Here is a 14,919-nt window from a genome sequence, read left to right on the forward strand (position 1 = left end):
TTTCATTATGTTATACGTTTAAAGAAAAAATATGCATAAAGAAAACCGCCCTCTATCGTGAGCGGCGGTTTTCTATTGTATATTTTCTTTGAACTTGAAAGAGACGGATAAGAAGGAAGGTGGCGCCAAATGCTAAACCGATAATAAGACCAATCCAATATCCTTTTGCTGCCCAGTCCGTATACGTTGCTAATATGTAACCGAGAGGGAGACCGATTACCCAATAAGCGATTAATGTCATAATTAAGGAAACGTTTACGTCTTTATAACCACGTAGTGCCCCTTGTACAGGAGTTGCAATTGCATCTGAAATTTGAAATAAAATCGCAAATATAAGAAATTCTTTTGCTAAATGATGAACTTGTATATCTGTCGTATAAATAGAAGCAATTTCATCATCAAAGAAGTAAAGAAGAATGGAATATAATAGGGCGAATGCAAGTGCTAAGCCAATCCCAATAAACCCATATTGTTTTGCGTTATTATATCGTTTCGCTCCAACTTCGAATCCAACAGCGATAGTCATTGCCATTGCTAAACTTAAAGGCGTCATATATAGCAAGGAAGCGAAGTTCATAGCTGCTTGATGAGCTGCGATTGTTGTCGTACTAAAATTACTCATCATAAGTGTTACCGCAGCGAAAATACTCGTTTCAAAAAAGATAGCAAATCCGATAGGGACGCCAAGTTTTAAGAATTCTTTCCAACTCGAAAGAGAAGGGCGATATAATTGTTTAAAGATATTGAAAGATGCAAAAGGCTCTTTCGTACGAATAATCATAACGGTAATAATTAAAATGCACCAATAGGTTGCTGCAGAAGCAATTGCTGCTCCGACACCACCGAGTTTTGGAAAACCGAAGTTACCGAAAATTAATACATAATTTAATACTACATTAATTGGTAATGATAGTAATGTAATGATCATCGTTGTACGAGTTTTTCCTAATGCATCAATAAATCCGCGTAAAACTGTGTAAGTAAATAAAGGGATAATTCCAATTGCGATAATACTTAAAAATTGTGCTGCAATACGTTCTACAGGTTCTTCTAATCGCATGCCATTTAAAATAGGTGTAACAGTAAAGAAACCGATAAGGATAACAATGAGGCTAGCGAAAATGGCTAAATATACTGCCTGTATGACAACGTGAGGAACATCCTCTTTTTTCTTAGATCCAACGAGTTGTGCAACAATTGGAGTCGTAGCCATCAAAATTCCTGTTAATCCCGTACTAACTGGAATCCATATACTTGTTCCGATAGCAACACCTGCTAAATCAATAGGGCTTGCATGTCCTGACATTGTCGTATCGAAAAAACTCATTGCAAATAATGACATTTGCGTAACGAAAATCGGGAAAAATAGTAATACAAATTGCTTTAATTTTTGTGATAATGAATTAGTTTCTTTCATAAAATCCCCTTTCCGCTAAAAAACAAACTCTAACTATCATACAATTTAATCAAAAAATAGAAAAGAAATACGTGTCTACAACATACGATATCAATAAAAAAAGGATGCACTTTAAAAAGGGATAAGGTATTATGGTAAGGTGTGAAAAAATTACATATTATTTGTTATTAAGGAGGCACTACTTGTGGCTGATTGGTTAATTGGTTTAATCATGGGTGCTGTTGAAGGTTTAACAGAGTTTTTACCAGTATCATCAACAGGACATATGATTTTAACAGGACACTTAATTGGATTTGAAGACGAGAGAGCGAAAGTTTTTGAAGTTGTAATCCAATTGGGATCGATTTTAGCGGTTGTAGTTGTATTTTGGAAACGGTTATGGTCGTTAGTTGGAATTGGAAAAGTAAAAGAAGGGCCATCGTTAAATTTATTACATATTATTATTGGGATGATTCCTGCCGGGGTACTAGGTGTATTATTCCATAGTGCAATTAAAAAGGTTTTATTTGGTCCAGGACCAGTTGTCATTAGTTTAGTGGCTGGTGGTATTTTAATGATTGTTGCTGAGAAGTTTTCAAAACCAAGTACAGCAAGAACGTTAGATGAAATCACATATAAGCAAGCATTTACAATTGGAATGTTCCAATGTTTAGCACTTTGGCCAGGATTTTCTCGTTCTGGTTCTACAATAAGTGGTGGTTTATTAGCTCGCGTGTCGCATACAGCGGCAGCTGAATATACGTTCATTTTAGCAGTACCGATGATGGTGGCTGCAACAGGATTAGATTTAATTAAAAGCTGGGATGTATTAAGCTCGGCAGATGTAACGTTATTTGCAACAGGATTTGTGACTGCATTCGTTGTTGCGATGCTTGCAATTGTTTCATTCTTAAAATTATTAGCTCGTGTAAAACTAACACCGTTCGCTTATTACCGTTTCATTTTAGCTGCGGTATTCTACTTCTTCATTATGTAAGAAATAGATTCTTGGTAACACCCTATAGAATAGACATTTGAAAAAAGTCTATTCTATAGGGTGTTTTTTTATCGTGAGGGAAAATTTTTACCCTCATATACTTGTATTTCACCATATGAAATATGACATAATGATGTCTATATAATAATTTTAAGGAAATCGATAGTGTATTTGAGAGGGGCAGTTTAGTGAGTTTTGCAATAGAAATAGTAATTCCAGCACCAATTGATGTTGTATTTGATTATGTAAATAATGACGAGAAAATAATGGAATGGAGTACCTTTATGGTGGAAAATAGGTATCCTCCACATGTAGATGTAAATAATCCTCGTGAAGGTGATAAATATATATCCGTGCAAAAGATGGGAAAGAAAATATATGAGTTTGAGGCAGAAATTTTAGAGTGTGAAGCACCTTATATCGTATCAATTGGATGTGAAATGAAGCAAGGCTATACAGCCGCAACTTATATGTTAGAAGAGGATGAGGAAGGTACATCACTTACTTTAATTATAGAATTTGAACCGAAGAATTTTTTATATAAGATTATGTATAAGTTGACTGGATGGATGACCCGTGCAGTATATATGGGTGAAATGGAACGGTTAGCAGAGTGCGTAGATGCTGCATATTCTCAGAAAAAAGGATTGTAATTTTGTTTAATAAAAAACCTGCCGAAATCGGCAGGTTTTATTTTATTACTTTCTCAATCATACTTTCCATTACATGTTCCCAAAGAGAAGTGTCATCAGCTAATGTGGCACGGAAATTAGCGTACATTTCTTTTTGTTTCTCTTCGAATGTTGGGTCTTCTTTTTCAGGCAATGTAGCGCGCATTGAAGTTACTAACTCTTGTACTTTTGGAGCACGTGGTCCCCAAACGGCTTGTTCGTTTCCATCTTTATCAATGAAAATAAAGATTGGAATCGCACGTGCTGTTCCATTTGTTAAATATTGATCCATTAATTCTAAGTTTTCATCGCGAATTAATAATGACATATCAATATTTGCAACTTCAGAAATTCGTTTCATAACAGGCACGCATAAAAGAGCATCGCCACACCAATCAGCTGTTAATACGATAACACGCCAGCCATCATTTTGACGTTCTTCTAATACAGGAAGTAATTCATTTGGAATTAAAAAGTTATTGTAAATGTGCAGTAGCTCGTATTGATTTACTTTCATTTCATTCACATATGTATCAAAGGACATACCTTTATCAGCCCATTGTTGTAAGTTCATAAGTAACACCTCTTTAGTATGATTTGTTTTCATTGTACCAATTTTTATATAGAAAAGCTTGTATTCTTACTCTTTCTTGTCACTTAATAATTTACTTAATAGGAAAAAGAATAGTACGACACATAATTCAGCTATGTTGGATAGTTGCACGCTCTCTATCCAATCGTCAGCGGTATGAATGACGAACCAATCTAGCGTAATTTCAATGATTGCGAAAAGAGTAATAGAAAGCCAATTTGGCATGTTTTGTGTCATTGCATATAGCAGTGCCTTGAAGAAACTGAAGATGAAAAATATAATACCGTCTAAGAAAGTAATTAATAAAAAAATAGAAGTAAGGCAGTGCGCGACCTATACTCTACACCAGTAATATGAAAGATTCCTACATATACAAAAAATATAAATGCAAAAATTACAATGAGGAACAGAATAACAAAACCAATAATCAAAGTTTTATCTTTTAGATTGAGATTCGAAAATTTGTCTTCTTCACCCACTATCCCAACTCCTTTTTTTGGAAATTCAACTTCATTTTATCATGAAATATCTATTAAAAAACTACGAATTATGGGAAAATAAGGTGACAAAAAGTAAGATTTCATGTAAAATTATTAATAAGGTTTTTATTTAACCAAATGAAATAAAAGGGGCTGTCAAAGTTGTCTCAAAATCGAGAGCAATTAATGGAAGAACTATCGACAAATGTTTTTGCTATGTTCCGCACGTTGCGTAATGATATTGGAAAAATATTTGGTGGTTACATACCGTGGAATGAGTTCATCGTCCTTAGAATATTGAATCGTACGAATAAAGAAATGGTATCACGTGTGGCGAATGAGTTAAATGTGTCGAATAGTCATATTACAGCTGTTACAGAAAAATTAATTAATAAAGGTTTTGTAACTCGTTCACGTTCTACGTCAGATCGCCGAGTTGTATATTTGGAGATTACTGAACAAGGAAAAGATTTAGTTGCAAAAATGGAAGATGCAAAAAAACAATATTTGCAAGAAAGATTTTCTGCGCTTTCAGAAGAAGAAATGAATATAATGATATCTATTTCTAAAAAACTTATTTAAGTCATTATAAGTAAGAAAACGCTTACGTTTTGAAAAGAAGACTTTCCTTATATGAGGAAGGTCTTCTTTCGTATGTAAAAGATTATAAAAAAGAAAATATGTAACATACTACTAATAAAGGAAGGGGGCAGAAATATGACAAATCGAAATGGTAGTAAAGGGAGCGGAAATCAAGGCTCACCGAAATCAGGGCAATTTCAGCAAGAGTTTAGTGCAGAATTTGAAACTGGTAACGATAATAAAGGAAAAGAATATCGTTCGAAAAAGGGAAGTAAATCAAAAAAGGAGTGAATCATTTCACTCCTTTTTGATTTAAGACGCGGCAGATTGATCTGTAGTATATTTTTCTTCTGATTTTGCGACAATCATTGCGCAAATTGCATCACCAGAAATATTTACAGCTGTTCTTGACATATCTAGAATGCGGTCAATACCGATAATTAAGGCAATACCTTCTACTGGTAGATTTACTTGATTTAAAACCATCGTCAGCATTACAAGCCCAACACCTGGTACACCAGCAGTACCGATACTTGCTAGTACAGCAGTTAATACGACTACAGCTAACTGGGAGATAGTAAGTTCAACGCCGTATACTTGAGCGATAAATACAGTTGCTACACCTTGCATAATGGCAGTACCATCCATATTAATTGTTGCACCTAGTGGTTGTACAAAAGAGCTGATTGCTTTTGGAACACCAAGCTTCTCTTGTGCGGTTTTCATTGCAAATGGAAGAGATGCATTAGAGCTAGATGTACTAAATCCAATCGCCATTACTGGTCCGAAATGTTTAAAGAAACGGACAATGCTTTCTTTTGCTAATACTTTTAATAAGCCACCATATACGAAGACACCGTGAATAATAAGTACTAGCATAACGACAATCATATACTTGAACATCGCAGCGACGCCTGCAAGACCCATTTTACCAACGGATGAAGCAAGCAACCCAAATGTTCCGATTGGAGCTAATTTCATAACCAGATTAACGAGATACATCATTAATTCGTTGCCCTGTTCAAGTAATGAATGAATACCTTGGACACGTTTTCCTAAAATAGCTATACCAAGTCCAATTAATACGGCAAAGGCAATAATTTGTAACATGTTTCCATCAGCCATCGCTTTTGCTGGATTATCTGGTACGATATTTAACAATGTATCAACGAAAGATGTTTCGGTTTTTGCCCCCTCATATTTAAGCCCTTCGGTTTTAAAGTTACCGCCAGATCCTGGTTTTATAATAAGTGCAAATGTAACAGCGATAGAGATGGCAACAGCTGTTGTGACGAGGAAGAATGAAATTGATTTTAAACCAATTCTTCCAAGTTGCTTCGGATCTCCAAGACCAGCAGCTCCAAGCACGATAGAAATAAACACAACAGGAACAACTAGCATTTTAATGAGTCGAATAAATAATTGACCAAGTGGATTGAATACATATTGATTTAATGGATCAAAAATGGATGGAGCAGCTAAATTTAAAGTAAGTCCGACAACTAAACCGAGAAATAATGCAATTAAGATTGCTTTTGTTTGTTTCAATAAAATCCCCCCTTATTTTTTGTAAAATAGCTTTCTACATTAATTGTACCGAAAAAATACCTATTTTTACAATATTTTCTGAATATTTAGTATGAGATTTTTGTTTTAATGTAGAGAGGATTACATTTTGTATTTGAAAAACAAAATAGACCATCACATAGGATGGTCTAGGGAAGGGGACAATTTATGTCAATTTAATTAGGGATGGAAGTTGTTCAAGACACTGGGGAATGTCTTATAAATTAGGGAGGAACAACTTCGATAAATATACTATAAAATGTGGATGTGACGCCCGTGTGAACATAGAGTGAAAGAGAGAGGGAGTTTTAAATAGAAGATAGAAAGACAAAAAAATAAGACCATCACATAGGATGGTCTAGGGAAGGGGACAATTTATGTCAATTTAATTAGGGATGGAAGTTGTTCAAGACACTGGGGAATGTCTTATAAATTAGGGAGGAACAACTTCGATAAATATACTATAAAATGTGGATGTGACGCCCGTGTGAACATAGAGTGAAAGAGAGAGGGAGTTTTAAATAGAAGATAGAAAGACAAAAAAATAAGACCATCACATAGGATGGTCTAGGGAAGGGGACAATTTATGTCAATTTAATTAGGGATGGAAGTTGTTCAAGACACTGGGGAATGTCTTATAAATTAGGGAGGAACAACTTCGATAAATATACTATAAAATGTGGATGTGACGCCCGTGTGAACATAGAGTGAAAGAGAGAGGGAGTTTTAAATAGAAGATAGAAAGACAAAAAAATAAGACCATCACATAGGATGGTCTAGGGAAGGGGACAATTTATGTCAATTTAATTAGGGATGGAAAGCTGTTCAAGACACTGGGGAATGTCTTATAAATTAGGGAGGAACAGCTCCGATACATATACTATAAAAGATAGATGTGACCCCTATGTGAACATAGAGTGAAAGGTATGAGAATTTAAGAAATGATACATATAAAATGATTGTTGTGAGAGTTATAGAGTAAGGATACTTATAATAGAAAGAGTCTTTTCATAAATGAAGTGACGTTCGAGTATAAATAACAGTTGAAAACTATGAAAAAAAGGATTATGCTCAACTATATTATAAGAATATAAGGTTTATCCTGCTATTTAAGGTTTTTTATCCCGCTTTAATGGGCAGTAAGACTGCTCATTAAAGCCCGATTGGTTCAACTAATAATCAGTGGGGGATGAAGAAAACCCCCACTGATTAAAGTTTCACTTTATAAGCCTTTAGTTATGAGGGGAAAAAAGGGAGCTAGTGAATATGGAAGTAACAAAAAGACAAAGGCTGTATAATCGTTTTATACGATTAAATCCACCACAAATATTAGCATTAGGTTTTTTCTGCTTAATTGTGGTGGGCGGTTTGTTATTAAAGTTACCATTCGCAACGAAAGTACATATTAGTTGGGTAGATGCTTTCTTTACGGCAACATCAGCAGCAACTGTAACGGGGTTGGGAGTAGTAGATACTGCAAGTACGTTTACGATGTTTGGCGAAATTGTAATTATGTTTTTAATTCAAACGGGCGGTTTAGGTCTTATGACAATTGCCATTTTAATTGTTTGGGTATTAGGTAAAAAAATCGGATTACGTCATCGCTTATTAATTGGAGAGGCATTTAATCAGACAAATATAGGTGGTCTCGTAAAATTAGTAAAACGTGTCTTTATATTTTCAATTTGTATTGAGTTTATTGGGGTCATCTTTTTATCATTTCGTTTTATTCCAGAGTTTGGCTTTGGAAAAGGTGTATACTATAGTATTTTTCACGTGATCGCATCTTATAATAATGCTGGATTTGCTCTATGGCCGGATAATTTAACAAGGTATGTAGGCGATCCGATTATTAATATTGGGATTTGCTCTTTAATCGTAATAGGTGGTCTCGGATTTACCGTACTAATTGATATATGGTATAGCCGGAGTTTTCGAAAACTATCGCTTCATTCCAAAATCATGATTATTGGAACGGTAGCGCTAAATGTGATAGCGATGATTGTGATTTTTGTATTGGAATATAATAATGTGAAGACGTTAGGGAATTTACCGTTAAATGAAAAGTTATGGGCTTCTTTTTTCCAAGGGATTACTCCTCGTACGGCTGGATTTAATACAGTTGACTACGGGGGAATGGAAGAATCATCTATATTATTTACGATGGTTTTAATGTTTATTGGTGCAGGAAGTGTATCAACAGGTGGAGGGATTAAATTAACAACGTTTGTTATTTTAGTTACATCTGTTCTTTCTTTCTTTAGAAAGAAAGAGGAAATCGTATTATTTCAGCGCACAATTAAAATGTCGACAGTAACGAGAGCATTAGCAATTGCCGTTGCTAGTCAAATCCTTATTTTTGCAGCAGTATTTATGTTAATGCTTACAGAAGACTTCAGTTTTATTCAGTTACTATTTGAAACAATTTCAGCGTTTGGAACGGTAGGATTAACGATGGGAATTACTGCAAAGTTATCAGCGTTTGGAAAATGTATGATTATGTTTGTTATGTTTTGTGGATTAATCGGACCGTTAACACTTGTATTTTCTTTAGCGCGACCAGCAAAACAAAAAATTAAATATCCGTCAGAAGATGTATTTACAGGATAAGGTATCCCGCATAAGCGAGATACCTTTTTCTTTTTAAAAGAGGGAGAACAATAAGCCGATAAGCGCTACTCGGAATAAAATTGCAATGAGTGCTGCAATTCCGCCGACAATCGCAGCGATACCACCAGTTACAGTAGCTCCGCGATTATAAGCGTAAATACCTAGTAGTACAGAAACAAGACCGAATAATGTTGGGAAGGTGAAAAGTGATAAGATAGATAAGGCAAGAGCGATAAAGCCAGCCGTTGATCCAGCAGCGGACGATCTTACATCATCTTTATGTTCCTTCTCATCGTAATCATAATCAATGCGCTGTGGTGCAACCTCAGCTGCATATTCTTCTTTATAGTCACTATAATCACTATCTATTCTATCTCTTTTTTTATACTCATCAAATTTCTCAGTCAAAGTCATGACTCCTTTCATAACAAGGTTCAATAGTAGTATGTATCTCTTTTTCCTTTTTATCCGAGTATGTACAGGGAGTAATATCCATTTAAAAGGTGAAGATTGTTTTTTTGAAATAGGAAAAGTTAGTATGACTTCCTCTATTTTGGAAAGTATAAAAAAGAATAATGAGGAAAGGGTGCAATACATAATGGAACATCCAATTGAAAATTTAATGAAAACAGCAATGACAAATTTAAAAGAGATGGTAGATGTAAATACGATTGTTGGAAGTCCAGTTTCAACAGCTGACGGAAATGTAGTATTAACAGTATCTCAAGTGGCCTTTGGTTTTGGAGCTGGAGGAAGTGACTTTAAAGGTGAATTTATTTCCGAAAAACATAATAATGGACAAGGGCAGCATAAAGAGAATAAGCAAAGTCATCCATTTGGAGGCGGAAGCGGGGCTGGGGTTTCTATTAGCCCAGTTGCTTTTTTAGTAGTTGGTTCTAACGGTGTGCAAGTATTGCATCTCAATAGTAGTACACATTTAATTGAAAAAGCTTTAAATACCGTACCAAGCACTGTAGATAAATTTGTAAATGGTCGCTAAAAGTGAACTTGCATTTTTTAGGAATTATGATATATTAGAAAAAGTGCGCTTTAGGATGATCGGAATAATTGAACTGTAAATATATATGATGTGTGGAATAAGGGAGAGGAATTTATGATTAATATCAAAAACTTAGTAGTTGGCTTATGTATGTTAGTAAGCGGTTTTGTTGTATATGTAATAAAAGAAAAAGCTCCATTCTAAAACAGACAAACCGTTATTGTCTGTTTTAAATTTGTGAAAAATATTGACAAGTTGTTATATTGATGTTAAAATTTTAATTCGTGTCTCGGTTACAGCTAGTGTAAAGTAAATAAATCTTATAAATATAATACGAAAAGTTTGCGAAAGATCGGGTAGTTTTACCAACAACTTTTGTGAACAAACCCTATAAATTATAATTATGGGCTTTATAGGTATACTAGTGAATCAAGGAGCGGTCAGTGGAACCGTAATGATGAGAGAGAGGTAGGGCTTTCATCCAGTATATGTTACTTTCCCGTTAGGTGAATATAAAAAAGAGGACTCCTTTTCAGAAGGAGTCCTCTTTCTTTTTTGTATGGAATTTAAATGCGGCTCTCAACTTGCTGGCAAATTTCATCTGTTGTTAAACCGTGGGCGTTAATTACCGATCCTTTTATTGATGTATCTGCAATACCCATCATATTAGAATCTTGCCCAGTTACAACGCAACAGTCGCATCCTTGTGCGTCATGTTCCGAGTTAATTGTAACGACTTCATGCCCCTGTTGCTGAAGAGCTTGTTGGACATCTGTTAACGAATTTTCAACACCAATTTTAGCCATAATTCTCACCTCCTACCATCTAGTTGTTAGTATGCTCAAGTTCATCGTATATATTTATACAAAGACGGTAGGAAGCATATATTTATCTGTTATTTACGGGTAGTCTGATTAAAGTACGACTTTATTTAGTCGTTATATACACCAGTAAGCATTTGGCTTACGAATTGATCGTTTAAAGTATCTTGGGCGGAAGAAGTATTTGAATGGATGTCGATGGAAGCAATAAAATTGTTATGTTCTTTATTATTTGGTTCTACCTCTACATAATTATCGAATTTACAAAAACCTTTCGTATCCATTAGATCGAATAGTTGAAGCATTTCTACTACCTCTTGTCTCGTTCCTTTAATTTGTACACACGCCATATTGATTTCCTCCTTCATTTTGACAAATTGTTTTTTAAAAATAGGATTATGATTCCGAAATGAAAAATATGAATGTTATTTTTAGACAGCGTTATTTTTATTATTTCCCCCCTTTTTCAGCAAAAGTCGTTGTATATTCCCGAATTTATAAAAACGGACGTCCGTTTATTGAATACAATAGATTCGTATCAATTGACGAAAATCCTTCTTTTAAACAAATATTTTTTTAATGGAAATTGACGAAAAAAATTTTTCGACTTTTTGTAAACGTTAACAATGTTGTTAAATCAATATAATTAAAGATGTACGTACGAATAAAAATTATAAATTTTCTAAAAATTCACTTGATTTATTTAGAAAGGAGAGTAAACTAGGAAACAATAAAAAATTCATAGAACATAGGAGGCGCTTTCCAGTGAACGAGCAATGGATTTTCTTAAATGGAGAATTTGTTCCAAAAGACGAGGCAAAAGTATCAGTATATGATCATGGTTATTTATATGGAGATGGAGTATTTGAAGGAATTAGAGTCTATAGCGGTAATGTTTTCCGTTTGAGAGAGCATCTTGTCCGGTTATATGAATCAGCAAAATCCATCATGTTAGAAATTCCATATTCTTTAGATGAAGTAACGAATATTGTTGTTGAGACGATTCGACAAAATAAATTATCTAATGGATACATTCGCCTAGTTGTATCGAGAGGAGCAGGAAATCTTGGGTTAGATCCTGATTCTTGTAAAAAACCGAATGTAGTAGTAATTGCAGAGCAACTATCTTTATTCCCGCAAGAATATTATGAAAAAGGGATTCCAGTTGTAACAGTTGCAACGCGCCGAAACCGTCCAGATGTATTGTCGCCTCAAGTAAAATCTTTAAATTACTTAAACAATATTTTAGTTCGCATCGAAGCGAAATTGGCTGGAGTACAAGAAGCGCTTATGTTAAATGATCAAGGATACGTAGCTGAAGGCTCAGGGGATAACGTATTTATTGTAAAAGGAAATAAATTAATTACACCACCAAGTTCTGCTGGAGCGTTAGAAGGCATTACACGAAACGCTATTTTAGAAATTGGTGAAAAACTTGGATATGACGTTAGAGAAGAGTTATTTACAAGACATGACGTATATGTAGCTGATGAAGTATTTTTAACAGGAACAGCAGCTGAAGTAATTGCTGTTACGACAGTAGATGGTAGAACGATTGGTTTAGGGCAAACGGGTCCACATACGAATCGTTTACTAGAAGAATTCCGAAAGTTAGTTATAGAAGATGGAGAGAAAATTTACGAAGAAAATAAAGTTGGATAACAACTTTTTATAACATAAGAAAGCGTTGATAGGGAGGAGTAGTTGATTGTGAAGCCTCACAGAGAGTCGGTGGTTGCTGGAAACCGATGGTTCACGTCGACGAACATCGCCCTTGAGTGCTAAGCTGAAGCATTTGTCTAGGCTTAGACGTTAGCTCCGTTACTAGCTAGACTCATTTTATGGGTCACTGAGGCAAGAGTATTCTTGCAAAGAAGGGTGGTACCGCGAAATCTTTCGTCCCTTCAGCACATAGCTGGAGTGTGGACGTAGGATTTTTTTTATTGATAAAAGTTTTTAAAAGGGGGCTTATAAGAACAATGTCTTCAAAAACGGAAGAGAAACTGGCAACTGGTGCACAGCTATTGTTAGAAGCGCTAGAAAAGGAAGGAGTAGAAGTGATTTTTGGTTATCCTGGTGGTGCTGTTTTACCTCTTTATGATGCACTCTATGACTGTGAAATTCCGCATATTTTAACAAGGCATGAACAAGGTGCTATTCACGCTGCTGAAGGATATGCCAGAATTACTGGCAATCCAGGGGTTGTCATTGCAACGAGTGGACCGGGTGCTACAAATGTGATTACTGGTCTAGCAGATGCGATGATTGATTCGTTACCACTTGTTGTATTTACAGGGCAAGTAGCGACAACATTAATTGGAAGTGATGCTTTTCAAGAAGCCGATATTATGGGGCTTACGATGCCGGTGACAAAACATAATTATCAAGTGCGAAAGGCTTCAGATTTACCTCGAATTATTAAAGAAGCATTTCATATTGCGAGAACAGGAAGACCAGGGCCAGTCGTTATTGACCTTCCGAAAGATATGGTAGTAGAGCAAGGCGAACGATGTAGTGATGCGCAAATGGATTTACCAGGATACAACCCGAATTATGAACCGAATCTACTTCAAATAAACAAATTATTACAAGCAATTAGAGTTGCAAACAAGCCATTAATTTTAGCTGGAGCAGGTGTATTGCATGCGAAAGCTTCGAAAGAATTAACAAGTTTTGCTCGTAAATACGAAATTCCTGTTGTGCATACATTACTTGGTCTTGGTGGCTTTCCGCCAGATGAAGAGCTTTTTCTAGGGATGGGAGGAATGCATGGTTCTTACACAGCGAATATGGCGTTATATGAATGCGACTTACTCATTAATATAGGTGCGAGATTCGATGATCGTCTTACTGGAAATTTAGCTTATTTTGCTAAGGAGGCGACTGTCGCGCATATTGATATTGATCCAGCAGAAATCGGAAAAAATGTGCCGACTGAAATTCCTATTGTTGCAAGTGCTAAGCAAGCGCTCCAAGTATTACTTCAATCAGAAGGAAGGAAAGAAAATCATCATGAGTGGATCTCTTTATTAAAGAATAGAAAAGAAAAGTATCCATTCTCTTATAAACGAAATTCTGAAAGTATTAAGCCTCAATATGCAATTGATATGTTATATGAAATTACGAAAGGAGAAGCGATTGTAACAACAGATGTGGGGCAACATCAAATGTGGGCAGCCCAATATTATCCGCTAAAAAATCCAGATAAATGGGTAACTTCAGGAGGATTAGGAACGATGGGATTCGGATTTCCTGCAGCAATTGGTGCACAAATTGCGAAGCCTGAAGAACTAGTTATTGCAATTGTTGGTGACGCTGGATTTCAAATGACACTGCAAGAATTAAGTGTGTTAAAAGAACACTCTTTACCTGTTAAAGTATTTATTTTAAATAATGAAGCTTTAGGAATGGTAAGACAATGGCAAGATGAATTTTATAACAAAAGATATTCGCACTCTTTACTACCTTGCCAACCAGATTTCGTTGCTCTTGCGAATGCGTATGGCATAAAAGGAGTTCGCATAGATGATCCACTTCTTGCGAAGAAACAATTGCAGCATGCAATTGAATTACAAGAACCGGTCGTAATTGATTGCCGTGTACTTCAATCAGAAAAGGTAATGCCGATGGTTGCGCCAGGGAAAGGTGTTCACCAAATGGAGGGAGTGGAAAAAAGGTGAAGAGAATTGTTACAGCAACAGTGCGAAATCAAAGTGGTGTGTTAAACCGAATTACAGGTGTTATGACACGAAGACATTTTAATATTGAAAGTATTTCAGTAGGTCATACGGAATCATCGGACATATCACGGATGACGATTGTTGTACACGTTGAAAATGAACAGCAAGTTGAGCAGCTAATTAAACAACTGCATAAGCAAATTGATGTTTTGAAAGTATCAGATATTACAGAAGAAGCGATGATTGCAAGAGAACTTGCACTTATTAAAGTAGCCACTTCGGTAGCGAGGGCGGAATTATACAGTTTAATTGAACCGTTTCGAGCCGCTGTAATAGATGTTGGAAAGGATTCCATAGTTGTGCAAGTAACAGGTACACAGGAGAAAGTAGAAGCATTAATTGAATTACTTCGTCCATACGGTTTGAAAGAAATTGCAAGAACAGGGGTAACAGCCTTTACGCGTAGTATGAAAAAACAAGATAAGCAAGTTATGTTAATTCAATAATCATTTAAATATAGGGGGA

At 35.4% G+C, this 14,919-nt stretch carries 16 protein-coding genes, 1 pseudogene and 1 other annotated feature; of the genes and pseudogenes, 10 read left to right on the forward strand and 7 right to left on the reverse strand.

Annotated elements, in window-relative coordinates:
• Positions 1 to 52: 52 nt before the first annotated feature.
• On the reverse strand, positions 53 to 1,417 hold the full coding sequence (locus tag MKY00_RS07495; RefSeq protein WP_016716969.1) for an MATE family efflux transporter: 1,365 nt from the start codon (positions 1,415 to 1,417) through the stop codon (positions 53 to 55).
• Positions 1,418 to 1,601: 184 nt separating this feature from the next.
• On the opposite strand from MKY00_RS07495, the gene uppP reads away from it, so the two are divergent.
• Both uppP and MKY00_RS07505 read left to right on the forward strand, forming a co-directional pair.
• On the forward strand, positions 1,602 to 2,393 hold the full coding sequence (gene uppP, locus MKY00_RS07500) for a bacitracin resistance undecaprenyl-diphosphatase (protein WP_000796264.1): 792 nt from the start codon (positions 1,602 to 1,604) through the stop codon (positions 2,391 to 2,393).
• Between the two features lie 188 nt (positions 2,394 to 2,581).
• Positions 2,582 to 3,046, forward strand: a complete 465-nt coding sequence (locus tag MKY00_RS07505; RefSeq protein ID WP_016716970.1) for an SRPBCC family protein — start codon at positions 2,582 to 2,584, stop codon at positions 3,044 to 3,046.
• Positions 3,047 to 3,083: 37 nt separating this feature from the next.
• Here the strand turns inward: MKY00_RS07505 and MKY00_RS07510 are convergent, their stop codons facing one another.
• The gene (locus MKY00_RS07510; RefSeq protein ID WP_140421174.1) at positions 3,084 to 3,671 is read right to left on the reverse strand and encodes a thioredoxin family protein; all 588 of its coding nucleotides are present in this window, start codon (positions 3,669 to 3,671) and stop codon (positions 3,084 to 3,086) included.
• Between the two features lie 33 nt (positions 3,672 to 3,704).
• Positions 3,705 to 4,135 (reverse strand): annotated as a pseudogene (locus tag MKY00_RS07515) (regulatory YrvL family protein).
• A gap of 162 nt (positions 4,136 to 4,297) precedes the next feature.
• Between MKY00_RS07515 and MKY00_RS07520 the strand changes: the two are divergent.
• Both MKY00_RS07520 and MKY00_RS07525 read left to right on the forward strand, forming a co-directional pair.
• Entirely contained in the window at positions 4,298 to 4,717 is a 420-nt protein-coding gene (locus tag MKY00_RS07520) for a MarR family winged helix-turn-helix transcriptional regulator (RefSeq protein WP_016716972.1), read from the forward strand.
• A 135-nt stretch (positions 4,718 to 4,852) separates the two neighbouring features.
• The gene (locus tag MKY00_RS07525) at positions 4,853 to 5,008 is read left to right on the forward strand and encodes a hypothetical protein (RefSeq protein ID WP_000184931.1); all 156 of its coding nucleotides are present in this window, start codon (positions 4,853 to 4,855) and stop codon (positions 5,006 to 5,008) included.
• A 21-nt stretch (positions 5,009 to 5,029) separates the two neighbouring features.
• Here MKY00_RS07525 and MKY00_RS07530 read toward each other — a convergent pair whose 3' ends face one another.
• The gene (locus tag MKY00_RS07530; protein ID WP_016716973.1) at positions 5,030 to 6,265 is read right to left on the reverse strand and encodes a dicarboxylate/amino acid:cation symporter; all 1,236 of its coding nucleotides are present in this window, start codon (positions 6,263 to 6,265) and stop codon (positions 5,030 to 5,032) included.
• Between the two features lie 1,284 nt (positions 6,266 to 7,549).
• Here MKY00_RS07530 and MKY00_RS07535 point away from each other — a divergent pair.
• Positions 7,550 to 8,893, forward strand: coding sequence for a TrkH family potassium uptake protein (locus MKY00_RS07535; protein WP_000454130.1), 1,344 nt, complete (start codon positions 7,550 to 7,552; stop codon positions 8,891 to 8,893).
• A 33-nt stretch (positions 8,894 to 8,926) separates the two neighbouring features.
• Here MKY00_RS07535 and MKY00_RS07540 read toward each other — a convergent pair whose 3' ends face one another.
• Entirely contained in the window at positions 8,927 to 9,319 is a 393-nt protein-coding gene (locus MKY00_RS07540) for an imidazole glycerol phosphate synthase (RefSeq protein ID WP_001997037.1), read from the reverse strand.
• 112 nt (positions 9,320 to 9,431) lie between these two features.
• Between MKY00_RS07540 and ytfJ the strand changes: the two genes are divergently transcribed.
• The gene (gene ytfJ, locus MKY00_RS07545) at positions 9,432 to 9,893 is read left to right on the forward strand and encodes a GerW family sporulation protein (protein WP_001997038.1); all 462 of its coding nucleotides are present in this window, start codon (positions 9,432 to 9,434) and stop codon (positions 9,891 to 9,893) included.
• Positions 9,894 to 10,007: 114 nt separating this feature from the next.
• Entirely contained in the window at positions 10,008 to 10,097 is a 90-nt protein-coding gene (locus tag MKY00_RS07550) for a hypothetical protein (RefSeq protein WP_000608225.1), read from the forward strand.
• Between the two features lie 362 nt (positions 10,098 to 10,459).
• Here the strand turns inward: MKY00_RS07550 and MKY00_RS07555 are convergent, their stop codons facing one another.
• A complete protein-coding gene (locus MKY00_RS07555; protein ID WP_001062581.1) occupies positions 10,460 to 10,699 on the reverse strand; it encodes a YkuS family protein in 240 nt (79 codons plus the stop codon).
• A 125-nt stretch (positions 10,700 to 10,824) separates the two neighbouring features.
• Positions 10,825 to 11,064 carry a DUF3911 family protein gene (locus MKY00_RS07560; RefSeq protein ID WP_000752504.1) on the reverse strand — a complete coding sequence of 80 codons (240 nt, stop codon included), beginning with the start codon at positions 11,062 to 11,064 and terminating at the stop codon, positions 10,825 to 10,827.
• A 415-nt stretch (positions 11,065 to 11,479) separates the two neighbouring features.
• Between MKY00_RS07560 and ilvE the strand changes: the two genes are divergently transcribed.
• The 3 genes from ilvE to ilvN all read left to right on the forward strand — a co-directional run bounded on the left by ilvE (position 11,480) and on the right by ilvN (position 14,900).
• The gene (gene ilvE / locus MKY00_RS07565; protein WP_001005497.1) at positions 11,480 to 12,376 is read left to right on the forward strand and encodes a branched-chain-amino-acid transaminase; all 897 of its coding nucleotides are present in this window, start codon (positions 11,480 to 11,482) and stop codon (positions 12,374 to 12,376) included.
• A 16-nt stretch (positions 12,377 to 12,392) separates the two neighbouring features.
• Positions 12,393 to 12,621: a binding site (T-box leader), on the forward strand.
• Between the two features lie 72 nt (positions 12,622 to 12,693).
• Positions 12,694 to 14,394, forward strand: a complete 1,701-nt coding sequence (gene ilvB / locus MKY00_RS07570) for an acetolactate synthase large subunit (RefSeq protein ID WP_016716974.1) — start codon at positions 12,694 to 12,696, stop codon at positions 14,392 to 14,394.
• On the forward strand, positions 14,391 to 14,900 hold the full coding sequence (gene ilvN / locus MKY00_RS07575) for an acetolactate synthase small subunit (RefSeq protein WP_000822948.1): 510 nt from the start codon (positions 14,391 to 14,393) through the stop codon (positions 14,898 to 14,900). The genes ilvB and ilvN overlap by 4 nt, the downstream gene beginning before the upstream one ends.
• Positions 14,901 to 14,919 lie beyond the last annotated feature (19 nt).

This window comes from Bacillus sp. FSL R9-9834 (assembly GCF_038006905.1).
Classification (GTDB): Bacteria; Bacillota; Bacilli; order Bacillales; family Bacillaceae_G; genus Bacillus_A; species Bacillus_A pacificus.